Annotated in this window: 21 protein-coding genes; 8 read left to right on the top strand and 13 right to left on the bottom strand. The window is 73.9% G+C overall.

Going from position 1 to position 22836, the window contains the following annotated elements:
- Positions 1–18 precede the first annotated feature (18 nt).
- Positions 19–1047: a methyltransferase gene (locus SVTN_RS35505; protein ID WP_041132766.1), complete on the top strand. Its 1029-nt coding sequence runs from the start codon at positions 19–21 to the stop codon at positions 1045–1047.
- A gap of 81 nt (positions 1048–1128) precedes the next feature.
- On the opposite strand, the gene SVTN_RS35500 is transcribed toward SVTN_RS35505, so the two are convergent.
- The 7 genes from SVTN_RS35500 to SVTN_RS35470 form a co-directional block, all read right to left on the bottom strand.
- Positions 1129–1461, bottom strand: coding sequence for a TcmI family type II polyketide cyclase (locus tag SVTN_RS35500; protein ID WP_030690533.1), 333 nt, complete (start codon positions 1459–1461; stop codon positions 1129–1131).
- Between the two features lie 19 nt (positions 1462–1480).
- Positions 1481–1960, bottom strand: coding sequence for an SRPBCC family protein (locus SVTN_RS35495; protein WP_041132765.1), 480 nt, complete (start codon positions 1958–1960; stop codon positions 1481–1483).
- Position 1961: 1 nt separating this feature from the next.
- Entirely contained in the window at positions 1962–2219 is a 258-nt protein-coding gene (locus SVTN_RS35490) for an acyl carrier protein (RefSeq protein WP_041132764.1), read from the bottom strand.
- Positions 2220–2242: 23 nt separating this feature from the next.
- Positions 2243–3493, bottom strand: coding sequence for a ketosynthase chain-length factor (locus tag SVTN_RS35485; RefSeq protein WP_041132763.1), 1251 nt, complete (start codon positions 3491–3493; stop codon positions 2243–2245).
- A complete protein-coding gene (locus SVTN_RS35480) occupies positions 3490–4758 on the bottom strand; it encodes a beta-ketoacyl-[acyl-carrier-protein] synthase family protein (protein ID WP_041132762.1) in 1269 nt (422 codons plus the stop codon). Before SVTN_RS35480 ends, SVTN_RS35485 begins: the two co-directional genes overlap by 4 nt.
- The gene (locus SVTN_RS35475; RefSeq protein ID WP_041132761.1) at positions 4755–5180 is read right to left on the bottom strand and encodes a cupin domain-containing protein; all 426 of its coding nucleotides are present in this window, start codon (positions 5178–5180) and stop codon (positions 4755–4757) included. Before SVTN_RS35475 ends, SVTN_RS35480 begins: the two co-directional genes overlap by 4 nt.
- A 106-nt stretch (positions 5181–5286) precedes the next feature.
- On the bottom strand, positions 5287–6420 hold the full coding sequence (locus SVTN_RS35470; protein ID WP_041132760.1) for a SchA/CurD-like domain-containing protein: 1134 nt from the start codon (positions 6418–6420) through the stop codon (positions 5287–5289).
- Positions 6421–6654: 234 nt separating this feature from the next.
- On the opposite strand from SVTN_RS35470, the gene SVTN_RS35465 reads away from it, so the two are divergent.
- Positions 6655–8322: an FAD-dependent oxidoreductase gene (locus tag SVTN_RS35465; protein ID WP_041132759.1), complete on the top strand. Its 1668-nt coding sequence runs from the start codon at positions 6655–6657 to the stop codon at positions 8320–8322.
- 174 nt (positions 8323–8496) lie between these two features.
- Here the strand turns inward: SVTN_RS35465 and SVTN_RS35460 are convergent, their stop codons facing one another.
- A complete protein-coding gene (locus SVTN_RS35460; protein WP_107072779.1) occupies positions 8497–9144 on the bottom strand; it encodes an alpha/beta hydrolase in 648 nt (215 codons plus the stop codon).
- A 345-nt stretch (positions 9145–9489) separates the two neighbouring features.
- Here SVTN_RS35460 and SVTN_RS35455 point away from each other — a divergent pair, with 345 nt between their 5' ends.
- The 5 genes from SVTN_RS35455 (at position 9490) to SVTN_RS35435 (ending at position 17247) form a co-directional block, all read left to right on the top strand.
- Complete coding sequence (locus SVTN_RS35455) at positions 9490–11703, top strand: alpha-N-acetylglucosaminidase (RefSeq protein ID WP_052499490.1); 2214 nt, start codon at positions 9490–9492, stop codon at positions 11701–11703.
- A gap of 55 nt (positions 11704–11758) precedes the next feature.
- The gene (locus SVTN_RS35450) at positions 11759–13846 is read left to right on the top strand and encodes a DUF4139 domain-containing protein (protein WP_052499489.1); all 2088 of its coding nucleotides are present in this window, start codon (positions 11759–11761) and stop codon (positions 13844–13846) included.
- 8 nt (positions 13847–13854) lie between these two features.
- Complete coding sequence (locus SVTN_RS35445; RefSeq protein WP_041132757.1) at positions 13855–15417, top strand: mucoidy inhibitor MuiA family protein; 1563 nt, start codon at positions 13855–13857, stop codon at positions 15415–15417.
- 144 nt (positions 15418–15561) lie between these two features.
- On the top strand, positions 15562–16782 hold the full coding sequence (locus SVTN_RS35440; RefSeq protein ID WP_078908633.1) for a nitric oxide synthase oxygenase: 1221 nt from the start codon (positions 15562–15564) through the stop codon (positions 16780–16782).
- 168 nt (positions 16783–16950) lie between these two features.
- Positions 16951–17247, top strand: a complete 297-nt coding sequence (locus SVTN_RS35435) for a hypothetical protein (RefSeq protein ID WP_041132755.1) — start codon at positions 16951–16953, stop codon at positions 17245–17247.
- On the opposite strand, the gene SVTN_RS35430 is transcribed toward SVTN_RS35435, so the two are convergent.
- From SVTN_RS35430 to SVTN_RS44485, 5 genes are all read right to left on the bottom strand, one after another.
- Entirely contained in the window at positions 17234–17854 is a 621-nt protein-coding gene (locus SVTN_RS35430) for a class I SAM-dependent methyltransferase (RefSeq protein WP_041132754.1), read from the bottom strand. The genes SVTN_RS35435 and SVTN_RS35430 overlap by 14 nt on opposite strands.
- A 35-nt stretch (positions 17855–17889) precedes the next feature.
- A complete protein-coding gene (locus SVTN_RS35425; protein WP_041132753.1) occupies positions 17890–18237 on the bottom strand; it encodes a DUF190 domain-containing protein in 348 nt (115 codons plus the stop codon).
- 74 nt (positions 18238–18311) lie between these two features.
- Positions 18312–18437 carry a hypothetical protein gene (locus SVTN_RS46275; RefSeq protein ID WP_255325155.1) on the bottom strand — a complete coding sequence of 42 codons (126 nt, stop codon included), beginning with the start codon at positions 18435–18437 and terminating at the stop codon, positions 18312–18314.
- 69 nt (positions 18438–18506) lie between these two features.
- Positions 18507–21344, bottom strand: a complete 2838-nt coding sequence (lanL, locus tag SVTN_RS35420; RefSeq protein ID WP_052499488.1) for a class IV lanthionine synthetase LanL — start codon at positions 21342–21344, stop codon at positions 18507–18509.
- Positions 21345–21396: 52 nt separating this feature from the next.
- Positions 21397–21555: a hypothetical protein gene (locus SVTN_RS44485; protein WP_159026553.1), complete on the bottom strand. Its 159-nt coding sequence runs from the start codon at positions 21553–21555 to the stop codon at positions 21397–21399.
- A 229-nt stretch (positions 21556–21784) separates the two neighbouring features.
- Here SVTN_RS44485 and SVTN_RS35415 point away from each other — a divergent pair, with 229 nt between their 5' ends.
- A complete protein-coding gene (locus SVTN_RS35415) occupies positions 21785–22819 on the top strand; it encodes a hypothetical protein (RefSeq protein WP_052499487.1) in 1035 nt (344 codons plus the stop codon).
- Positions 22820–22836 lie beyond the last annotated feature (17 nt).

Below are 22836 nucleotides of genomic sequence, written 5' to 3'. Positions count from 1 at the left end.
AAAGGCAAGGCGAAACAGATGACGACCGTCGATTCCGCTCCCCCGCCGCCCATGCGGCTGCGAGAACTCGTCTTCGGCGCGGCGTGCGCCGCCGCCGTGCGCGCGGCCGCCCGCCTGGGCGTGGCCGACGCGCTGGGAGACGCGCCCATGACCGTGGAGGACCTCGCGGCCGCGGTGAAGACCGAACCGCGCACCCTGCGACGCCTGCTGCGCGCCCTGTCCTGCCAGGGCGTCTTCACCGAGCAGCCCGACGGCACCTTCGCCCACACGGAGATGTCCCGGCTGCTGCGCGAGGACGACCCGCACAGCCTGCGCTACATCGCGCTGTGGTGCACCGAGCCCTGGACCTGGGACGTCTGGCCCAAGCTCGACGAGGCCGTGCGCTCCGGCCGCAACGTCTTCGAGGACGTGTACGAGCGGGAGTTCTTCTCGTACCTCAACGAGGACGCGCCCGAGTCCGCGTACGTGTTCAACCGGGCCATGACCACGTCGAGCAGGCAGTCGGCCGAGGACGTCGCCGAACTGCTCGATCTGCGCGGGGCGTCCTCGGTCGCGGACATCGGCGGCGGTCAGGGCCACGTCCTGGCGAGCCTCCTGGAGAAGCACCCCTCGCTCCACGGCACGCTGCTCGACCTGCCGGCGGTGGTCGGCAACGCCGATCCGCGGCTGCGGGAGAACGGCTCGCTGGCCTCCCGCGTGCGCATCGTGCCCGGGGACTGCCGGGAGGACATCCCGGTGCGGGCCGACGTCTACATCATCAAGAACATCCTGGAGTGGGACGACGACAGCACCCGCAGGTGCCTGGCGAACGTCCGGAAGGCCGCGCAGCCCGGCGCCCGCGTCGTCGTCATCGAGAACCTCGTGGACGACACCCCGTCGATGAGGTTCACGACGGCCATGGACCTGCTGCTGCTGCTCAACGTCGGCGGTGCGAAGCACACCCGGCAGAGCATGGTGGAACGGCTCACGGCCGCCGGGCTCGTCATCGGCGAGATCCGCCCGGTCAACGCGTACCTGCACGCCTTCGAGTGCACCGTGCCCGGCTGATCCGGCCGGCCGGAAAACTCAGGCCGCCCGCTCCGCGTCTGTCGCGGGGCGGGCGGCCTCGGGTTTCACCGGGTTCCCGGCTCAGGAGCCGGCGTCACGCTCCCAGCGGTAGAAGCAGTGCGCCATGGCGTCCTTGGGGCTGCGCCAGGTCGTCGGGTCGTACGCGCTGACGTACGCCGACAGACGCTCGCTGACGCCGCGGAACTCGGGGTGTCCGGCCAGCCTGGCGACGTTGGGCGCCGGGTCCTGCTCGGACTCGATCAGGTGCAGGTAGACGTCGCCGAACTGGAACAGGCTGCGCCGGGCGACCCCGACCAGGTGCGGCAGCTCGCCGCGGTCGGAGTCGGCGAACACGTCCGCGATCGCGGGCGCCGAGCCGGGCGCCATGCGGGCGACGATCAGTGCGTGGTGCATCGGTTTCCTTTCTGGGCCGTCAGGCCGGCGTGACCGGCGCGGTCCGGCGCTCGCGCGCGGCCTCGACGAGACGGTCCCGGATGAGGGCCATCTGGATGCGGGAGTTGCGGTTGATGTTGTCCGTCATCCAGGCGTCGTCGACGGGGGCGTCGGGCTTCATCGCGAAGTCCTGGACCCAGCGCATCTGGACGCCGCCGGGCAGCTCCGTGTACTCCCAGGCGATGTTCATGTGCGCGAACGGGCCGGTCTCCACACGGCGGGCCCGCACCTTCCGGTTCTCCCGGTCCACGGTGCGCTCCGACACCCAGCTCCAGACCTTCCCGTTCTCGTCCGGGTGCATGGTCAGGCGGAACCTGGTGGTGTCGCCCTTCCGTTCGAGGACTTCGACGGAGGCGTACTCGCTGAAGAGCTGTGGCCAGTTCTCGATGTCGTTGGTGATGTCCCAGACGAGGTCGAGGGGGGCGTCGATGGTGATGCTGTTGTCGGTGTGTCCGGACACGTCAGACTCCTGCGAGGGCGTTGTTGACGAGGGCGATGAACTCGGCCGGCGTCTTGCAGCGTTCGGCGTCGGTGGGCAGCGACTTGCCGTGCCGGTTCTCCAGCTCGCCGACGATGCCGAGCAGGCCGAGCGAGTCGACGCCGAGCTCGTTGAAGGGGGTCTCGGGGGACTCTTCCAGCCGGGTGGGGTCGACGGTGACGCCGGCCGACTGCTTCATCAGCGTGGCCAGTTCGCCGAAGGTGAGTTCCGTGGTGATCATCTGTTTCTCCTTCCTCGCCCGGTCTAGCGGGCGAGTCCGCCACCGCGGCGCACGACGAGCGCCGCGTTGGATCCCATGAGTCCCCTGCTGAGGACGAGGGCCGTGCGCAGCTCGGCGGGCCGGGCTGCGGACATGACCACGTCGAGGTCGCAGTCGATGTCGAACACGTTGGGGGTCGGGGGCACCAGGCCGTGTTCCATGGCGAGCACGGCGGCCGCGGTGTCCAGTACGGGGGCCCCGCAGTAGGCCCGGCCGTAGCCGGTCTTGGGGGCCGTCACGGGGACGCGCGTGGCGTGCGCGCCCAGGGCGTCGGCGATCGCGAGGGCCTCGGCGCGGTCCGCCTCCGGTACGCCGAGGGCGTCGGGGAAGACGACGTCGATCTCCTCCGGGGCGCAGTCGGCCTCGTCGAGGGCGACCCGGATGGCGCGGGCGAGTCCCTCCCGGGACTCGTTCCAGCGTGAGGCGCCGGTGAAGGTGGCGCCGTGGCCGGCGATGGTGGCCCGTACGGTCGCGCCCCGTTCGAGGGCGCGGGTCTCGTCCTCGACGACGAGCATGCCGCCGCCCTCGGCGGGGACGAAACCGCAGGCCTTCGCCGTGAAGGGGCGGTAGGCGCGGTCCGGGTCGTCGACGGTGCTGAGCTCGGGGTAGCCGAGCTGGCACACCATCGAGTACGGGGCGAGGGGCGCCTCCGCTGCTCCGACGACGACCGCGCCGGTCCCCCGCCGGACGGCGCGGGCCGCGTGGGCGAGGGAGTCCAGGCCGCCGGCCTCGTCGCTGGCGACCACCCCGCACGGGCCCTTGAAGCCGTGCCGGATGGAGATCTGGCCGGTGCTCGCGGCGTAGAACCAGGCGATGGACTGGTACGGGCCGACGAACTTGGAGCCCTGTCCCCACAGTTTCTGCAGCTCGCGCTGGCCGAACTCGCCGCCGCCCGATCCCGCGGCGGTGACGACGCCGATGGAGAAGGGCTCCTCGGGTCCTTCGTCGTGGCCGAGGCCGGCCTCGTCGAGGGCGAGGGAGGCCGCCGCCATGGCGTAGTGGGTGAACCGGTCGGTCTGGACGAGGAAGCGCTCGTCGATGAGGGCCGAGGCGTCGAAGCCCTCGACCTGGCCCGCGACCTTGAGGGGCAGGTGTTCACAGCCCTCGCGGGTGATCCGGCCGAGAACGCCGAGGCCTTCCCGTACGGACTTCCAGTAGGCGTCGGTACGCAGTCCGTTGGGGGCGATCACACCGATGCCGGTGACGACCGCCCGCGGCGACCGCTGTGTGCTCATCGTGTCCTCCCGCCCGGCCCGGTCAGGAGCACGGCGGACTGGAAACCGCCGAAGCCGCTGCCCACGGAGAGCACGTTCCTCAGCTTCCGGGGGCGGGCGGTGCGCGGCACGTAGTCCAGGTCGCACTCGGGGTCGGGGATCTCGTAGTTGGCGGTCGGGGGCACCACCTGGTGCTGCAGGGCGAGCACGCAGGCGGCGACCTCTATCGCGCCGATCGCCCCGAGCGAGTGGCCCACCATGGATTTGATGGAGCTCATGGGCGTGTCGTACGCGTGGGAGCCCAGGGACCGCTTGACGGCGGCGGTCTCGTGCCGGTCGTTCTGGCGGGTTCCCGAGCCGTGCGCGTTGACGTAGTCGATCGACGTGGGGTCGAGCCTGGCCTGGGCGAGCGCGGTGTCGATCGCCCGGGCCATCTCGAGTCCCTCACCGGTCAGACCGGTCATGTGGTAGGCGTTGCCGTAGGTGGCGTAGCCGCTGATCTCGCAGTAGATGTGCGCGTCCCGGGCCCTGGCGTGCTCGTACTCCTCCAGGACGAGGACCGCCGCGCCCTCTCCCATGACGAAGCCGTTGCGGCGGTTGTCGAAGGGCTTGGAGGCGTGCTCGGGGTCGTCGTTGTCGGGGGACGTGGCCTTGATGGCGTCGAAGCAGGCCATGGTGATCGGGGAGATCGGCGAGTCCGACGCCCCGGCTATGACGACGTCCGCCCGGCCCTCCTCGATGGTGTGGAAGGCGTAGCCGACGGCGTCGAGGCCGGAGGTGCAGCCGGTGGAGACGGTCTGCACCGGGCCGCGGGCCCCGAACTGTTCGGCGACCACCGCGGCGAGCGTGCTGGGCGAGAACGCCAGGTGCAGCTTCGGGTCGGCGGCGCGGTGGTCCACGTCCCACCGCTGTCCGCCCGCGCTGACCTGCACGTAGTCGTGTTCCAGGCGGGTGGTGCCGCCGACGGCGCTGCCGAGGCTGACGCCGACGCGCCAGGAGTCCTCGCCGGCGGTGTCGAGCCCGGAGTCGCGTACGGCCTCTCCGGCGGCGACGGCGGCGAACTGGACGTACCGGTCGGCGTGTTGGACCAGATCCGGTGGCAGACCGTGGGCGTACGGGTCGAAGTCGCACTCGGCGGCTATGCGGGAGCGCAGACCGACCGGGTCGAACAGGGTGATGCCGCGGGTCGCCGTACGTCCCTGGGCCAGGAGGTCCCAGAATGCCGCCGTTCCGGCGCCGCCCGGGGCGACCACGCCGATGCCGGTGACGGCCACGCGGCGGGTCACTCGAGGGCCCCCTCGACGGCCTTCGCTGCGGCCTCCTCGGCGGTCTCCGTGTCGACGTGGCCGAGGCTCGGGTGCGGGGCGAGCGGCCCCAGGTGGAAGACCATGCGGGCCTCCACGTCGCCGACGTTGCGGAAGCGGTGCCGGACGCCGATGGGGATCAGGAGGCCCTGGTCGGGGACGAGCGGGTGCGTCTCGCCGTCCAGGTCCACTTCGAACCGGCCCGAGACGACGTACACGAACTCCTCGGAGTACGGGTGGTAGTGCTCGGCGATGCACTCGCCCGGCTGGGCGATGGCCATCCCCATGAAGCCGCTGGTCGACTTCACCGTGGCGGGCGTGAGCATGGCCCGCACGTCACCCCCGCGTCTGCGGTTGGGCTCCGTGTCGCTCAGGTTCACGATGAGCCGAGTCTGCTCGAGCATGGTTGATACCTCCGAGTGTTGCGATGAGATGTGACGGACGGTCGGGGCCGGTGGCCGGGGCCGGTCTCCCGGGAGCGGTACGGCCGGTGGCCCCGGTGCCGTCCTCTCAGGAGTCGGCCGCGCGGCGGTCGGTGACGGGCAGCATGTCGGCGTGCGACAGGAGCCGGTTGAGGTTGCGTTCGTTGTCCAGGGACCCCTCGACGCCGATCGCGGCGCCGTCGAGGAGGCGCTCCAGGACCTTGGCCTTCCTGGCGCCCTTGACGCCGAGGGCGGCGACGGGGTCGAGGTCCAGTTCGCCCTCGACGTCCACGAGCCGCACCACGACGTCGTCGCGCTGGAAGACGGTGCTGCCGTACACGGGGCTGTCGGGATCGACCGCCGCCTCGGCGTCCTGCTGGGCGAGCAGCCGGGCCAGGTCCGTGCCGCGGCCCTCCTTGGCCGGGTAGTACAGGGCGTGGCGCCGCAGGCCGGCCGGCTCGGGCCGGGCGGAGACCACGTGGTGCACGGCCGGGAGGGCCGCCCGGGTGAAGAAGACGCGGGCCGACTCGGGGTCGGTGAGGTCCCGGTCCTGCTCCAGGTAGGGGTTGATGGCCTCCTCGACGGCCCGGACCCCGGGCTGCCGGGCGACGTGCCGCAGGGCGGACAGGAGGTCGCCCTCCACCTCGACGGCCCGCACGACGCGGTTGCCGTGCATGAACAGCGAGGTGCGGCGGAGACGGGTGTTCTCGTCGACCTGGGCCTCGGGCGACTCGTAGCCCGCCAGGAGCTCGGCGACCTTCGACTCGGAGCCGGGCTTGACGGTGAAGGTGAGCGCGTGGCGGGTCACTCCGTCGCCCACGCGGGCCGCCACCTGCTCGCCTGCGGCCGTCTCCGGTGTGAGGGGCCGCTGTGCGCCGGTCTCCCGGAGGATGCTGTAGCGCATGGACCGGGTGTCCCGGACGCAGCTGTGCATGGGCTTGACCATCTCGACGTGTTCCTCGCTGTTCACCCAGGCGAGGAAGGGCGGGGCGCTCTCCCACTCACTGGTGATGAGCCACTGCGAAGGGTTCTCGATGGACTGGCAGAGCTGGTCGCTGATGTGGCCGGGGACGCCGGCCACCTGCTTGCGCATGACCTCGTACGCTTCGAGGAACTGCTGCTGGGCTCCGTCGTACAGGTCGAGCAGCAGGATCACCCGCAGCCTGGACCCGTCGAACACCGACTGCGATATACGCGCCCTGCTGGTCGTCGTGCTGGTCATACGGCGCACCTCATTTCTCGTCTGCGGGAGCGGGGGAAGGACCGCCGGGCCGGCAGGGCCGGGGTCGTCATGTACCGAACGTTGGCTCGGGCGCACGTTCTACGCGAGTCCCACGGGGCGGATGAGTGAACCGCGCGTCATTCGGGTGCCCTCCGCGCACGGTCGGGGGCTCGGGAGGGCAGGCATGTCCATCCCATCCCCGACCCGCGTCACCGGTGACGCTGGAGGCCATCGATGAACCGAAGCGAAGCGACCGGTGAGAACAGACACCGCACGCCCGTCCTCATCGTGGGCGGCTCTCTGGTGGGCCTGTCCACCTCGCTCTTCCTGGGACGTCTCGGCGTGCCGCACACGCTCGTCGAGCGCCATGCGGGCACCTCGGTCCACCCGCGCGGACGCGGGAACAACGTGCGGACGATGGAGGTCTTCCGCAGCGCCGGTGTCCGCGAGCGCATCCACGAGGCCGCGAAGATCCTGTCGGCGAACAACGGGATCCTGCAGACGCCGACCCTGGTGGGCGATGCCGGCGAATGGCTGTTCCGGCACATCGACCCGGGCGGCGGCCTGGCGCGCTTCAGCCCCGCCGAATGGTGCCTGTGCAGCCAGAACGATCTCGAACCGGTGCTGCTGCGGAGCGCGCGGGAGCTGGGCGGGGACCTGCGGTACTCGACCGAGCTGATGTCGTTCGAGCAGGACGCCGAAGGGGTGACCGCGCGGGTCAAGAGCCGGGAGACCGGCGAGCACACCACCATCCGGGCGGACTACCTCGTCGCGGCGGACGGCCCGCGCAGCCCCATCCGCGAGCAGCTCGGCATCGGGCAGACCGGCCCGGGCGACCTGTTCCACAACGTGAGCATCACGTTCGAGTCCCGTGACCTGGCGGCCGTCGTCGGCGACCGGCGCTTCATCGTCTGCTACCTCACGAGCCCGGAGGGCGACGGGGCCCTCCTGCCGGTGGACAACGCCGAGCGGTGGGTCTTCCACGCCCCCTGGCACCCCGAACACGGCGAAACCCTCGAGGAGTTCACCGACGAGCGGTGCAGGGAGCACATCCGGCGCGCCGTGGGCGTCCCGGATCTGCACGTGGAGATCACGGGCAGGGCCCCGTGGCACGCGGCCGAGCGGATCGCCGAACGGTACGCGGACGGGCGGGTGTTCCTCGCCGGCGACTCGGCCCACGAGATGCCGCCCACGGGGGCCTTCGGCTCCAACACCGGCATCCAGGACGCGCACAACCTCGCCTGGAAGCTCTCGGCGGTACTCGGCGGCTGGGCCGGCCCCGACCTGCTCGCCTCGTACGACGCGGAGCGCCGGCCCGTCGCGGAGGCGACGAGCGCCCGCGCCTCGTCGCGTTCGGTCGAGCACAGCCACCCCGGGTACGCCCCCGGGCCGGGCGCGGGCGGGAAGCGGGGCGGGATCCTCAACGTCGCCCTCGGCTACCGCTATCCGCAGGGCGCGGTCCTGGGCGCGGACCCGGCGGTGCCGGTCGTGCCGGACGGGCTCCGTCTGACGGGCGAGCCGGGCAGCCGGGCGCCGCACCTGTGGCTGAACCGCGCGGGTGGGCGGATCTCCACCCTGGACCTGTACGAGCGGCACCCGGTGCTGCTGAGTTCGGCGGGGGCCATCGGCAGCTGGCACACCGCGGCCGCGCACGTCGCCGAGCGCCTGGCGGTGCCCCTGGACTCGTACCGGATCGGCGACGGGCCGGACGCGGAGCTCTCCCCCGTGGACGGCGAGAACTGGGCGGAGGCCCACGGCGTCACGGCGGACGGCGCGGTGCTGGTCCGTCCGGACGGATTCGTCGCCTGGCGGTCCGAGGGCACGTCGGAGGACCCGGAATCGGCGCTGCGGGCGGCCCTCACGGCCGTACTCGGCCTGGACTCCCGGCCCGACGTCCGCTGAGCCGGGCGTGACGGTCCACGCGCCTCAGGGCGGGACGATCCGCGCGCCTCAGAGCGGGATGGTCCACGAATCTCCGGGCAGGGCGGTCCGCGCACCTCAGGGCGGGACGGTCCGTGAACCTCCGGGCGTGGACCGTCCCGCCGGCCGGGAAATCCGTCAGGTCGTTCGCCGGTCTCAGCCGTGCGAGAGGAGCGCCGCGGTGAGTTCGGCCGCGCGCCGGTGCCAGAGGTCCGCGCCCCGGAGCATGGCGTGGCCGCCGGTCGGCATCGGGATGCCCGCCGCGTCGGCGCCCGCCTCCCGGGCCCGGCGGACGAACTCCCAGGACTGCCGGGCCGAGGTGACCCGGTCGGTCTCGTCGTGGAGCAGGTAGAGGCGCCGGCCGCCGAGGTGGTCCACGGGCTCGTCGGTGGGGCACCACGGCGCGAGCGCGACGACCCCGCGCACGGCGGGGTCGCCCGCCGCGCGGAGGGCCGCCCGGCCGCCCATCGAGTGGCCGAGGAGCACGACGGGCACGGGCCCGGCCAGCTCCCGGAGCCGCCCGAGCGCGACCTCGGCGTCCCGGGCCGCGTCGGCGCGCGCTCCGTTCCAGCCGCGGTGGCGGTAGCGCACCTCGGCGACGAGGACCCCCCGGCCCCGGACGGCCCGGGTCACGGCACCGGCGAAGGGGCGCATGCGCAGCGCGGGCAGGTTGAGGGCGGGCGGCGGCTCGGGGCCCTCGGCGCGGCCGCCGTGGAGCAGCAGCACGGCGGCGGTGGGCACGGCGGGCGCGCTGCGGACGACGAGCGCGGTCGGATCGGCACGCCGGGTACGGCACAGCGTCATCGCGCGGCCTTCCCGCTCGGGCGGGCCGGGTGACCGGGCCGCTGCGCCATGGGACCTCCAGGGGTGGTGAGGACGGGACGACCGTGCGGGCCGAAGTCTGCCAGGCCGCCCGGCCTGTCAGGTACACCGCGCTCCCACCTCGCCGAAGTGGAGGTGCGGGGGTGTCCCGCCCGGAACCCGGCTCGGTTCGCACCCTCGACTCGAACGCGCGCACCCGCAAGGATGAGCGCCGTCGGTCCCCGGCTCCGCTTGCGTGGCCGAGGAGGCGGGGGGTCGGAAAGTGGTCGCCCCGGCCTGATCCGAAGGACAGGCCCCCGCCGTCGTCGCGTTCGAGCAGGGAGCCAGATGGGCAGCCGCCTGATCCGTCGTTGCCGCAACACCTTCCTCGTCACGGTGCTCGCCGTCGTGACCGCCGCCGCGCCCGGCGTGCCGGCCCCGTCGGGTGCCGCCGCCGCGCCCGCCTTCGACCCCAGGCCCGCCCGGGCGGCCCTGGAGCGCCTGCTCGACTCGAGGGCCGCCCAGTTCACCCTGGTCCCCGTCGAGGAAGCGGACACCGGGGACTACTTCTCGGTCTCCGGCGAGGCGGGCGCGATCCGGGTGCGGGGCACCTCGCCGGCCACGCTGCTCACCGGGGTGGGCTGGTACCTGGAGCGGGTCGCGGGGGTCGACATCGGCTGGCCGGGCGACAGCGTCGGCCGACTGCCGGACACGCTCCCCGCCGTCTCCGGCACGATCACCCGGTCGGCGGCCGTGCCCCACCGCTACGCCCTGAACGACACCGACGAGGGCTACTCCGGCGCGTACCGCGACTTCGCCTCGTACCGGCGCGACATCGACCTGATGGCGCTGCACGGCGTGAACGAGGTCTTCGTGCCGACCGGGGCCGAGTACCCGTACTACCGGGCGCTCCAGGGGTTCGGCTACGACGCGGCGGAGCTGCGTGCCTGGATCCCCGGTCCCGCGCATCAGGCCTGGTGGCTGCTGCAGAACATGTCGGGCTTCGGGGGGCCGGTGTCCGAGCGGCTGATCGAGGCCCGGGCGACGCTGGGCGGCCGGATCGCGGGGCACCTGCGCGCCTTGGGGATGACTCCCGTGCTGCCGGGCTTCTTCGGCACGGTGCCGCCGGACTTCGCCGCCCGGAACCCGGGCGCGGTCACCGTCCCGCAGGGCAAGTGGGTCGGGTTCGCCCGGCCCGACTGGCTGGATCCGACCGGGCCCGTCTTCGGTGAGCTGGCGGCCGCCTACTACCGGGTGCAGCGGCACCGGTTCGGTGACAGCGACACGTTCAAGATGGACCTGCTGCACGAGGGCGGCACCCCCGGTCCCGTCGACGTCACGCGGGCGGCGGAGGCCGTCCAGGGGGCCCTGGACGCGGCGCACCCCGGTGCCACCTGGGTCATGCTCGGCTGGCAGAACAACCCTTCCGCGAGGCTCCTGGACGGTGTGGACCGGAGCCGGGTGCTGATCGTCGACGGCCTCTCCGACCGGTACGAGGGGCTGGACCGCGAGAAGCAGTGGGGCGGTGCGCCGTACGCCTTCGGTGCGATCGCCAATTTCGGCGGCCACACCAGCCTGGGCGCCAACACCGGTGTGTGGACGGACCGTTTCCACACCTGGCTGACCAGGCCCGACAGCGCGCTGCGCGGCATCGCCTGGCTTCCGGAGGGCACCGGCGGGAACCCCGCCGCGTTCGACCTGTTCACCGAACTCGCCTGGGAGCCGGGCCCGGTCGACCGGCGCGCCTGGTTCGCCGGGTACGCGGCCCGGCGCTACGGCGGTGCCGACCCGCACGCGGCCGCCGCGTGGGAGCAGCTGCGCCTCGGCCCGTACAGCGGGGCCTCCGGTACGTGGAGCGAGCCGCAGGACAGCCTCTTCACGGCACGGCCGAGCCTGACGGCGGCGAAGGCGGCGCGCTGGAGCCCGAGCGCCATGCGGTACGACGCCCGCACGGTGGAGCGTGCCCTGTCGGAGCTGCTCAAGGTGGCCCCGGCGCTGCGGACCTCGGACGCGTACCGCTACGACGTGGTGGACGTGGCGCGCCAGGCGCTCACCAACCGGGGCCGGGTCCTGCTGCCGCGGATCAAGGCGGCGTACGAGGCGAAGGATCTGGAGGGCTTCCGGGAGCTGGTGCGCGAGTGGAACGCCGACGAGGAACTGCTCGGGCGGCTCGTCGCCTCCGACCGTCGTTTCCTGCTCGGTCCGTGGCTCGCCGACGCCCGCTCCTGGGGCGCCGACGCGGAGGAGCGCGACCGGCTCGAGTACGACGCCCGCTCGATCCTCACCACCTGGGCCGACCGGGGGCCGAGCGAGACCGGCGGCCTGCACGACTACGCCAACCGTGAGTGGGCCGGTCTCGTCCGGGACGTGTACGCGCCGCGCTGGGCCGCGTACTTCGCGGGGCTCGACACGGCGCTCGTCCAAGACACGGCGCCGGTCGCCGTCGACTGGTTCGCCCGGGAGGACGCCTGGGCCCACGGCCACCAGGCCTACCCGACGGCCCCGTCCGGTGACCCGGTCGCCCTGGCGGGCGAGGTCGAAGCGGCTCTGGCGCTGTCGTAGCCGGGAAGTAGGCTTCGGTCGACGGAGACGGGACGGGGACGGGGCGGGGGCGCAGATGGCAGACGGAACGGCGCGGAGGTGGGGATCCACCCTCGACTCGGTCGTGGTGTACGCGCAGGGCGCGCTCTGCCGGCGCCTGGCCCGGGGCACCGTGCCGCCGGACGGCCGGGTGCGGGTGACGGGGCTGCCCCGCTCGCTCGACCCGGGTTCGCTGCGGGCCCGGGTCCTGGGCGCCTCCGGGGCGCGGGTCACCGAGGCGCGCGTGGAGGTCGAGGCGGAGCCGGGCGCCACGGGCGCGCCCGACGCGTTGCGGCGCGAGGTGGACCGGCTGCGCGAGGCCCGCGCGGCGGCGCGGGCGCGCCGTGACCGGCAGCAGGGCCTGATCGCCGAGGTCGGTGCCCTGCGGCCCATTGCGCCGAACCGCAAGCGCGACGACCCGCACCGCCGCACCCCGGTCGACGCGTGGCTGGAGCTCGCGGACTTCGTCGACGAACGCCTTACCGGGCTGCACGCCCGGCTCGCCGAGCTCGACGAGGCACTCCTGCGCGTCGAGCACGAGTTCGACGTGGCCTGCGACAGGCTCGACCGCGCCTCCACCGACGCGCCGTCGGCCCATGTCGAGACCACGGTCTGCGCCGTCCTGACCCTCGACGGCACGACGGAGGCGGAGGAAGTGGAACTGGAGCTGGAGTACGGCGTTCCGGGTGCCGTCTGGGTGCCGACGTACCGCCTCACCCACCGTCAGGGCGACAGCGGCGGCCGTCTGGTGCTGCGCGCCTCGGTGGCCCAGCGCACCGGCGAGGACTGGACCGGGGTGCGCGTCGCCCTGGCCACCGCCGATCTGCGGCGCCGCACCGATCTCCCGGCGCTCCGCTCGATCCGGATCGGACGCCGCCAGTCCGCGCCCGCGCCGTCCGGCTGGCGCGAACCGCCGTCGGGGCTCGCCGACCTGTTCAGCGGGTACGAGGCGGCCGGCCCGGCACCTCTCCGGGGCGGTTACGCGGTGGGGGGCGCCGTGGCCGGCTCGGCGGCCCTTCCCGTGGCGGCGCCCGCTTCCGTACCGCCCCCGCCCCCGCCCCCGGCGTTCACCGGGCCGCCGCAGCCCGGTGCCGCGTACGGCGCCGCCCCGGAGTTCCTCGGGGGCGGGACGCCGGACGTCGCACGGGCCGCGGCGCCGCGACCGGCCGGCCGGCCGCGCGCCGGTGGTGGCAGGCCCGGCTTCGGGTCACGCCCGCCGCAGGCCGCCGCGCCCCAGGCTCCCGTGGCTCCGGGCGCGGCGGCGCCACCGCCGCCACCGGCGGCGGGCCCGCCGCAGCCGAGCGGTGCCGAACTCGACTACGCCGCCCTCGTGCTGGCCGGGCCCGAGGAGCCGGGCGCCCGTCGGGGCCGGCTGTTCCCCGGCTCCTCCTCCGACGCGGTGGCCGACGAGTACCGGCGCCGCGCCGAGGCGGTGGCGGGGCTGCCGCTGCCCAAGCACGCGGTGCGCCCCCGCACGTCGGCGGGTTCCTTCGACCACCGCTTCGACGCCGCCGCCCGTGCCGACGTGCCCTCGGACGGCACCTGGCACACCGTCACCGTCGGCGAGATCCCGGTCGTCCTGCACACCGAGCACATCTGCGTGCCGTCCGTGGAGCAGACCGTGTACGCCTCCCTCGCGGTCTCCAACACCACCCGTCAGGCGCTGCTCGCCGGCCCGGTGGAGGTCACCGTCGACGACGACTACCTGCTGACCGCCGCCCTGCCCACGCTCGCGCCCGGCGCGGTCCGCCGCCTCGGACTCGGGGTCGCCGAGGGCATCCGTGTCACCCGCCGCACGCACCTCAAGGAGTCGACGGCGGGCCTGCGGAACAACGTCACCGTGCTCGACCACCGCGTCCACGTCGAGCTGGCCAACCGGCTCGCGGGGCCCGTCACCGTCGAGGTCCACGAGCGGGTGCCGGTCTCCTCCGAGCCGGACGTCCGCATCGAGGAGCGCGCCGACTGGACGGCACCCGAGGACGGCATCGCGCCGGAGCACCACGCCCCGGGCACCCGCGTCTGGCGGGTGGAACTGCCCGCCGGCGGCACCGCCGCGCTCGACGGCGGCTACGAGATCCGCATCCCGGCCGGCAAGGCCCTGGTCGACGGCAACCGCAGGAGCTGACACCCACCATGTCCACGGACCTTCCGCCGATCGCCCTTCCCGTCACCGCCGTCACCTGCCTGGAGGACCGCGCCCACATCGAGCGCACCGCCGTGCTCGACCTGGAGGCCGGCGTCCAGCGCCTGCGCCTCGGCCCGGTCGGCGCGCTCGCCGTCGACCGCACCCTGCACGCCGAACTGACCTCCGACCATCCGGCCGCCGTGCTCGACGTGCGGATCGTCCGCGACTGGACGCCCCGCGGACCGGGCCGGCCCGCCGAGGAGGACTCCGCCCTCCGCCACCGCGAGCACGCCCTCGAAGAGGAGCGCCTCGCCGTGGAACAGCGCCGCGACCGGCTGCGGACCCGTCTCGACGTGCTCGGCCGGCTCGCCGGCGATCTGCTGCGGGAGATCGGCGAGGGCGCCGGGTTCGGCGAGTCCGAAGGGCCCCGCTGGGGCCGCGAACTGGACCGCGTGGACGCCGAACGCGACACGTACGGCGAGGAACTCCGCGCCGCGGAGGCCCGGTTGACGGCCCTCGGCGCCGAACTGGCCGACATCCGGCGGGCGAGGGAGCTCTCCGAGGAGGAGCCCGCCGAGCTGGTCGCCCATGTCGAGCTGACCGTGGAGGCCGCGGCCGCCGGACCCGTACGGCTGCGGCTGAGCCACCTCACCCCGTGCGCGCTGTGGCGGCCGGCCTACCGGGCCGTGCTCGACGGGGACTCGCTGACCCTGGAGACCGACGCCGTGGTCTGGCAGCGGACCGGCGAGGACTGGTCGGACGTACGGCTGACGCTGTCGACCGCCCGGTCGGCGCTCGCCACCGAGCCACCGCGGCTCGTCGAGGACCGGCTGACGCTCAAGGACCGCACCGCGGCGGAGCGCCGCACGATCGACGTCGAACTGCGCGAGGAGGAGATCTCGACGCTCGGCCCGGCCCCGGTGGTCGGCCTGCCGGGTGTGGACGACGGCGGCGAGGCGCGGGTCCTGCACTCCCCCGCGCCGGTCTCCGTGCCCGGGGACGGCCGGGCCCACCGGGTGCCGCTCTCCTCGTTCACGACGGCCGCGCGCAGCGAGTACGCCTGCTCGCCCGAACTGTCCCCGCTGGTCACCCAGGTGGTGCGCTTCGACAACCTGTCCGGCCACGCGCTGCTCGCCGGGCCCGTGGACCTGGTCCGGGGCAGCGGATTCACCGGCCGCGGCACGCTGGACTTCGCGGCCCCCGGCGCCGCCGTCGAGCTCGCCTTCGGCAGCCGCGACGACCACCGGGTGGTCCGGTACGCCGAGGAGTCCCGCGACACCACCGGCCTCGCCCAGCGGACGGTGGTCACCCGCACGGTCCGGCTGCACCTGTCCCGGTTCTCGCCGCCCGGGGAGCAAGGCGACCGGCTGATCGCCCTCCGGGAGCGGATCCCCGTCTCCGAGGTCTCGGCGGTGGAGGTGCGCCTGCGCAAGGAGGCCTGCTCCCCGGCGCCCGACACGGTCGACGACGAGGGCATCGTCCACTGGGACGTCGCGCTTCCGCCCGGCGGCCGCCGTACGGTCACCCTCGTCTACGAACTGACGGCGACGTCCAAGGTCGCGGGGCTCTGAGCCCCGGGGTTCCGGTCTCCGGGCTTCCGAGCCCCGGAATTCCGGGCGCCGGGGTTCCGGGCGCCGCGCACCCTACCAGCGCGGCGCCCTCCCCATCCGGAACTCCCCCTACTCTCCACAACCGTGCGGATGCGTGCGGTAGTCATGGGGGCGGGAGGAGTCACCTTGGTCTTCAGTCTGGGGCGCCGCCGCAAGGCCGCCACCGTCAGCGCCTGTCCGTTCACGCCCGCGCCCGTACCCCCGCCCGGCGGGTGGGCCGTACCACCGCACACACACGCGTCTCCCGTGACGGACCGTCGGGAGGCGGAGAGCTTCGTCCGGCAGTTCCACCACGAGCAGCCCGACGCCGGGGACGTGGAGCGCCGGGTCCGGGAGGTGCTCGCCGACATCGACCGGACCGGTACGTACGCGCACACCCCGGACGAGCTCTCCTTCGGCGCCCGCGTCGCCTGGCGCAACGCGGCCCGCTGCATCGGCAGGCTCTACTGGCGCAGCCTCGTGGTGCGCGACCTGCGGGACGTCACGGCGGCCGACGACATCGCCGCCCACTGCTTCGAGCACCTGAGGCTCGCCGGGAACGGCGGCCGGATCCGCCCGGTGATCTCGGTGTTCGCCCCCGACCGGCCGGGCCGTCCCGCGCCGCGGATCGTCAACGACCAGCTGGTCCGCTACGCGGGGCACCGCACCCCCGAGGACCGCTGGATCGGCGACCCGCGCGGCGCCGCGTCGACCGCCCGCGCCCGCGGCCTCGGCTGGAAGCGGGACGAGGACCCTTTCCAGGTGCTCCCGTTGATGGTGGAGGAGCGTCCGGGCGCGCTGCCGGAGTGGTACGAGGTGCCGGAGGGTTCCGTCATGGAGGTGCCGCTCCGGCATCCGGACCACGGGTGGTTCGCGGAGCTGGGGCTGCGCTGGTACGCGGTGCCGGCGATCAGCGACATGACGCTGGAGATCGGCGGGGTCCGCTATCCGGCGGCGCCCTTCAACGGCTGGTACATGGGGACGGAGATAGGCGCCCGCAACCTCGCCGACGCCGAGCGGTACGACCTCCTCCCGGTGGTCGCCGACCGCCTCGGCCTCGACCGCTCCTCGGAGCGGACGCTGTGGCGGGACCGGGCGCTCGTCGAGCTGAACGTGGCGGTGCTGCACTCCTTCCAGCGGGCCGGGGTGACGATGGCGGACCATCACACCGAGTCCGAGCGGTTCCTGCGGCACATCGCCCAGGAGAGCCGGCACGGCAGGCCCGTGCCGGCCGACTGGAGCTGGATCGTCCCACCCGTGTCCGGCTCCACGACTCCGGTCTTCCACCGGTACTACGACCCGGTGGACACGTCGCTGCGGCCCGCCTTCCTCGCCCGGGGGCGGTAAGGGAGGGGCGCTTCCCCGTCGGCAGGCGTCAGGGCGCGTACGAAGCCTTCCCGACCGGCACCTCTGCCGAGTGGTCCCGCCGGAAGGGAAGGAGGACGCTGGAACTGAGTGCGTCCGGGGCCCGGGCGCCCTGAACGGAGCGCCCGCCCGGTCGGGAAAGGCCGCGTCATGCGCATGCTGCTGAAGGTTGAACTGGACACCCAGGCCTCCAACGAGGCCATCAAGCAGGGCAGGCTGCTGAAGCTCATGGAGGGAACGGTCGAGGAGCTCGACGCGGAAGCCGCCTACTTCACCGTCGAGAACGGCTGTCGGACCTGCTACATCTTCTTCGACATGGCCGACCCCTCCCTGATGCCGAAGATCTCGGCACCGTTCTTCATGGAAGCCGGCGCCAAGGTCTACTATTCGCCGGTCATGAACGCGGAGGACCTCCGCAAGGGCATCTCGGCGATCACGCCCTCGTGACGGGCTTTTCCCAGGTCAGGGAGTACCGGCGAAGCACGTGCCGGCGATACCGCACGCCGGGGAGCAGTCCTCGCGCCACGGCGCGCACTTCTCCGTAGCTCGTCCGCGGCTCGGCGACGGGCATGCCCTCCGGATCGCGCGCGCCGCGCAGCACCTTGGTGATCCGGACGACCGGGGCGGCGGCGATCCTCGCCGTCCAGTCGGCGACGCCCGCGTCACGGGCCAGGCCGACCACCACCAACGTGCCGCCGGGACGCAGCAGTTCACGCATGCGGTTCAGGGCGGCCCCGAGGTCCATGTGATGGACGGTGGTCACCGAGCAGATGAAGTCGTAGCCCTCGGCGGGTAGGTCCGCGGTCAGGAAGTCGCCTTCCACGAAGGCGGGTTCCGGACGGCCGTCGGAGGACCCGCGGGCGCGGGCGATCATGTCCGGGGACAGGTCGATCCCGGTGACGTGCCGTGCCCGTGCGGTGAGTTTCCGCGCGAGCAGGCCGTCGCCGCAGCCGATGTCCAGGGCATCGCCGCAGCCCTCCGGGACGGCCCGCAGGATGCCCGCGTGCCGGGCGACGTTGGTGTTCCAGTACGGCTCGGGGGCGGCCTCGCGCATCGGGCCATCGTAGGGCGGTGCGCCGGTTCGCGGGCTCAGGCGGCCTTCTCCCGGCCGACGTGGCGGACGACCTCGCAGTCGTCGAGGATCACCAGGCCCTCGTCGACCATCTCGTCGAGCCGGGGCAGGAAGGCGCGGATCTTCTGCTCGGTGTCGACGATGACCACGGCCACGGGGAGGTCCTCGCTCAGCGAGAGGAGCCGCTGGGTGTGGATCAGGGAGGAGGCGCCGAAGCCCTCGATGCCGCGGAACACGCTCGCGCCGGCGAGGCCCGCCTCGCGCGCCCGGCGGACGATCTGGGTGTAGAGCGGCTTGTGGTGCCACAGATCGCTCTCTCCCACGAAGACCGTCACCCGCAGGGCCCTGCCCGTCAGCCTGGTCATACTTCGAGTCTACGGTCGTGCCTCCGGGGGGAGGGGCCGGCCTGGATGCCGGCCCCTCCCCTGACGGTGGTCCGTCAGCAGCCGCTCGTGAGCCAGCGGCAGGCGGTGATCAGCGCGGCGGCGTGCTCCTCGCCACGGGCGTCCTCGGTGCGGACCTCCTCGGGCAGGACCTGCAGGGCATCGATGTCGTACTCCGTCATGACGGTCTCCTTCTTCGGGTGTGATCGGATGTTTCCGTGGGACGCCGGCGGCCTGGGGCCGCCGGACACTCAGGGGTGGGCCGGCCTGCCCTCGGGCAGCCAGGCCCGCGGGCCTCCGCACCGCATGCGCAGCAGCAGGGAGAGGCTCCCGGCGAGGCCGGTGGCGTACTCGGCGAGGACGGTCCTGCGGTTCTCGTCGGGCACCAGGAGACGTCCGTCGCGCAGGACGGCCTGCGCGGCCAGGTGCTCGACGAGGAGTTCGGCGGCGGCGCGGTGGCTCTCGTCGCCGGTCCGTTCGGCGGCGTCGAGGAGGAACTCGGCGTTCCCCGCGAGCCCGTGGCAGGTGGCCGGCGAGTCGGTCGCCCTGCCCGCCCGCACCGCGAGCGCCGCGCCGTCCACCAGCTCGCGCAGGGCCTCGTCGGACGTGCCGGTCGCCGCCCAGAGCCGGACCAGGAAGGTGCCGACGCCGGAGGAGCCGCTGCACCAGTGCCGGGCGAGCTCCGGGGAGTCGGAGAGGTGGCGGGCCCGGTCGACGGGCCACAGCGTCCCCGCCGGTCCGCTGCGGGCGGCGGTCACGAGGGTGGCCCCCGCCTCGGTGGCCGCGGTGAGGAACCGTTCCTCCCCGGTGGCCTCCGCCGCGAGCAGGAGGAACGTGCCGACCCCGGCCACGCCGTGCGCGAAGCCGTAGTGCCAGGCTCCGGCCAGCGCCGACCCGTAGTCCTCCGGCACCGGCCAGAAGACCCCTTCGGGGGTGCGCCGCGCCGCGTCGAGCAGTCCGTCCGCGGTCTCGGCGGCGCGGTCCAGGAACCGCGGGTCCCCGGTGGTGCGCCAGAAGTGCAGCTGTGCGAGGCCGGAGCCGGCCACGCCGTGGCAGACGTCCGGGTTGGGCCCGTGCAGGGGCAGACCGAGGGCAAGGGCGACGGCCCGGTCCGTCAGGGCCGTGTCGTCCAGGGCCCGGGCGGCGTCGAGCAGGGCCCAGGCCGTGCCCGCACGCCCGAAGTGCAGCCCCGGGAGCGCGCTCGGCAGCGTCTCCTGTCGTTCCGCCGTCCAGCGGGCGGCGGAGCGGAGGCCTTCGGCGAGTGCGTCACGGGTCACGGCACCGTTCACGGAGGTGGAGAGCCCCGCGTCCCAGTGGTCCAGTGCCCGGGCGAGGAGGGCGACGCCGCCGGCCGAGCCGTGCTGCACGGCCACCGGGTCGCAGGTCTCGCCGAACGAGTCCGAGACCCACAGCCGTTCGGGGTCGTGCGGTCGCATCGTGGCCAACAGGTGGGCGATGCCGTCGTGCAGGAGACGCGCGCGCGTGGCCGCCGCGTCCGGGCGTGCCCCGGGGGCCCGGCCCGCGTCCGGGTGTTCCCCCGGAGCCCCGTCGCCTCCTCGGCCTCCGTCGAGGAACTCCCGTGCCCGGTCCAGGGTCCAGCGGTCTTCGGGTGCGTCCCGCATCAGCCCCCGGATCAGCGGCGAGAAGCGTCGTACGAGCGGGTGGTCGCGGGCCAGGAGGTCCACGAGGTCCGCCAGGCGCCGTTCGTCCGGTCGGGCCGTCTCCCGCGGGAGGTCCTCCGCGAAGAGCGGGTCGGCGCCGCTCAGGGCGTGCAGGACGGTGGCGCCGAGGGCGTACAGGTCGACGCTCGGCGGCAGGGCGGGGGCCACCTGGTCGGCGGCGCGCAGCTCGGGGGCGGTGTAGCCGGGGGTGGCGCCGAGCACCCACCGTTCCCCTTCCCCGGCCGCCATCTCCAGGTCGATGAGGACGAGCCGTCCGTCCGGGGTGACCATGACGTTGTTGGGGTTGAAGTCGTGCAGGGTGACGCCGAGTTCATGGGCGGTGGCGACGAGCTCGACGAGCTGCCGGACCAGGGAGTCGGCCGTACGGTCGTCGGGGCGGCCGCCGCCGTCCCGTGCGAGGCGCTCGGCGACGGTGCGCCGGAGCGTCGCCCCGGGGACCGACGCGGTGGCCAGGAACACGCTGCCCTGCTGCTCGAACACCTCGACCGGCTCGGGGACCCGGTCGGGGCGCACCCGCCCGAACCGTTCGAGCAGCGCGGCCTCGCGGCGCAACAGGTCCCGGACGTCGAGGCCTTCGAGGCCGGCGCCCACGTGGGGCCGTGCCTGCTTGACGACGACCTGCGCGCCGGTGCGGGTGTCCTCGGCCCGGAACACCCCGCCCTTGTTGGAGTGCTGGATCGCGCCCCGTACGAGGAAGCGGTCGCCGAGAAGGACGGGCCTGGCCGTGGCCGTGCTGCGGGCGGGTGCGGCGGGACGGTCGGGGAACGGGTCTCCGGCCCAGGCCGGCGGGCTGAACCAGGCGTTGCGCTCGTCGGCGACCGGCCGGCCCTCGGGGTCGGTGAGACGGGCGGCGAAGGAGCCGTCGGGCGTCAGTTCCCGGACGCCCTTGAACACTCCGTACCGGTAGAAGACCTGGCTGCCGGGGCGGTAGCGCCGGTCGGAGAGGACGGCGGGGCCGGGCAGGCCCTCGGTGGCCCGGTGGAGTTCCTCGGCGAGCCGCCGGAACTGCTCGTCGTCGGCCGGGTACACGGTCAGGAACTTGCCGCCCCCGCCGCGCGCGAAGCGCCCGGACACCAGCGCGGCCGCCTTGGCCGGAGTCCCGGCGAACTTGAAGGCCGCGCGGTGGGCCACGAGCACCTCGGCGGACCGGGCCAGGACCAGGGGCGCCGAGAGCGGGGTGGCCGGGACGTGGAGCTTCCAGCCCTGGGCCCGCGCGACGGCCCCGCCGGGCACGACGTGGCACCAGAACTCACCTGGTTCGACGCTCCAGTCCGAGCACTCGGCCTCGGGTGCGCTCCGGGCGATCACGGCGTGCACGATGTCGGTCAACAGGGCCCGGTCCGCGGCGCTTTCGGTGCGCGACCGCCGGGGGCCGGCCGGGTCGGGATTCGTGGTGGGTGACGACACGCTCTTCGTCCTCGTGTTTCGCAGGGGTGACGAGTGGGAGGGCAGCGTGTCCCTACTGCTCGGGCCGGACGTACTCGTCGCCCCAACTGGTGTCCATGGGGTCCGCGGCGACCGTCCGCGTCGTCTCCGGTGCGTCGTCCGCCGGGGCGACGGCCGTTCCGCCGGCGAGCAGGACGGCGAGGAGAAGGAGGCAGCGGACGGCAACGGACATGGTGCGGCTCCTGGTTCGGGAGAGGAGTGGGGCGGGCGGGAAGCTCCGTGTCTGGCGCGTTCACGCCGTATGTCGGCCTGATGGGGTTTCCCTCGGCCGGACACCACCAGTTCATCCCGGCGAGCCCGCTTGGTCCAGCGCCATGACCTGGCAATACCCTGCATGGCACGGAAGTAGCAGGGCCGCATCACGGGGGAAATGCGTGACTACTGGGGTGGATGTGGACGGAATGCCTCGGCTGGACGCCGGGGCCGTCGCCGTCTTCGCGTACGTACTGGAACACGGGGGCCTCGCGAACCGGCCGCCGGACGGGCTTCCCGACCTCGGCCTCGGCCGGGAGGAAGTGGAGGCCGCCTGCCGCACCTTGAGGCGGCTCCGTCTCCTCCGTCCGGCGCCCGGCCGGCCCGAGGAACTGATCCCGGTGAACCCGGACGCCGCCGCGGCGGAAGTGGTCGGCCCGCTGGAGGCGGAGCTCGCACGGGCCGCCGCGCACGCCCAGTCGCTCCGCGACGATCTGCACTCCCTGATGCCGAGGTACCGCGCCGCCCGGCGCGAACAGGGCCGTCGGGAGGGCCTCGACGTGCTGCCCGACATGGCGGCCGCCTCCGCGATGCTCACCGAGGAGTCGGCCCGCTGCCGGGAGGAGGTGTTCAGCATCCAGCCCGGCGGCGGGCGGGCCGCGCACCGCCTCGGGGACGCCGTCGAACGGGACGTGGCGATGCTCCGGCGGGGCGTGCGGATGCGCACGCTGTACCAGCACTCGGCGCGGTCCAGCCTGTCCACCCAGGGGTACGTGGAGCGGCTCACCGAGGCGGGCGCCGAGTACCGCACCGCCGCCGAACTGCCCGACCGGGCCGTGGTGTTCGACCGGTCCGTGGCCTTCCTGCCCCGGCGTGCCGACGGCGGTACGGGCGAGGGGGCGGTCCTCGTCCGGGACCCCGACGTGGTGGCGTACCTCTGCCGGGTGTTCGAGCAGCACTGGTCGGGGGCGGTGCCGTTCCGGGGCACCAGCGGGGCCGCGTACAAGGAGGTCGGGCCCAGTCTGCGGCGGGCGCTCGTGGGGCTGCTCGCGGAGGGCGCCAAGGACGAGGTGATCGCCCGTCGGATGGGGATGTCGCTGCGCACCTGCCGCCGTCACATCGCCGATCTCCTGGAGGAGTTGGGGGCGGAGAGCCGTTTCCAGGGCGGTGCGCTCGCGGAGCGCGCCGGGCTCACGGGCGCGGAGGTCGGGACGGAGGAGTCCGAAGGCGCGGACCACCGGTAGGGTGCCCTCCTGCAAAC

The sequence above is a fragment of the Streptomyces vietnamensis genome (assembly GCF_000830005.1).
Taxonomy (GTDB): Bacteria; Actinomycetota; Actinomycetes; order Streptomycetales; family Streptomycetaceae; genus Streptomyces; species Streptomyces vietnamensis.
The sequence above is the reverse complement of the archived record's forward strand: the minus strand, read 5'-3'. Positions and strand labels throughout refer to the sequence as shown.

Coding starts and splice junctions, on each gene's coding strand:
- SVTN_RS35415 (WP_052499487.1), top strand. CDS start 21,785: ATGCCTCGGCTGGACGCCGGGGCCGTCGCCGTCTTCGCGTACGTACTG.
- SVTN_RS35500 (WP_030690533.1), bottom strand. CDS start 1,461: ATGCACCACGCACTGATCGTCGCCCGCATGGCGCCCGGCTCGGCGCCC.
- SVTN_RS35440 (WP_078908633.1), top strand. CDS start 15,562: ATGGGGGCGGGAGGAGTCACCTTGGTCTTCAGTCTGGGGCGCCGCCGC.
- SVTN_RS35435 (WP_041132755.1), top strand. CDS start 16,951: ATGCGCATGCTGCTGAAGGTTGAACTGGACACCCAGGCCTCCAACGAG.
- SVTN_RS35475 (WP_041132761.1), bottom strand. CDS start 5,180: ATGCTCGAGCAGACTCGGCTCATCGTGAACCTGAGCGACACGGAGCCC.
- SVTN_RS35490 (WP_041132764.1), bottom strand. CDS start 2,219: ATGATCACCACGGAACTCACCTTCGGCGAACTGGCCACGCTGATGAAG.
- SVTN_RS44485 (WP_159026553.1), bottom strand. CDS start 21,555: ATGTCCGTTGCCGTCCGCTGCCTCCTTCTCCTCGCCGTCCTGCTCGCC.
- SVTN_RS35425 (WP_041132753.1), bottom strand. CDS start 18,237: ATGACCAGGCTGACGGGCAGGGCCCTGCGGGTGACGGTCTTCGTGGGA.
- SVTN_RS46275 (WP_255325155.1), bottom strand. CDS start 18,437: ATGACGGAGTACGACATCGATGCCCTGCAGGTCCTGCCCGAGGAGGTC.
- SVTN_RS35485 (WP_041132763.1), bottom strand. CDS start 3,493: ATGAGCACACAGCGGTCGCCGCGGGCGGTCGTCACCGGCATCGGTGTG.
- SVTN_RS35450 (WP_052499489.1), top strand. CDS start 11,759: ATGGCAGACGGAACGGCGCGGAGGTGGGGATCCACCCTCGACTCGGTC.
- SVTN_RS35430 (WP_041132754.1), bottom strand. CDS start 17,854: ATGCGCGAGGCCGCCCCCGAGCCGTACTGGAACACCAACGTCGCCCGG.
- SVTN_RS35470 (WP_041132760.1), bottom strand. CDS start 6,420: ATGACCAGCACGACGACCAGCAGGGCGCGTATATCGCAGTCGGTGTTC.
- SVTN_RS35465 (WP_041132759.1), top strand. CDS start 6,655: ATGAACCGAAGCGAAGCGACCGGTGAGAACAGACACCGCACGCCCGTC.
- SVTN_RS35505 (WP_041132766.1), top strand. CDS start 19: ATGACGACCGTCGATTCCGCTCCCCCGCCGCCCATGCGGCTGCGAGAA.
- SVTN_RS35445 (WP_041132757.1), top strand. CDS start 13,855: ATGTCCACGGACCTTCCGCCGATCGCCCTTCCCGTCACCGCCGTCACC.
- SVTN_RS35460 (WP_107072779.1), bottom strand. CDS start 9,144: ATGACGCTGTGCCGTACCCGGCGTGCCGATCCGACCGCGCTCGTCGTC.
- SVTN_RS35455 (WP_052499490.1), top strand. CDS start 9,490: ATGGGCAGCCGCCTGATCCGTCGTTGCCGCAACACCTTCCTCGTCACG.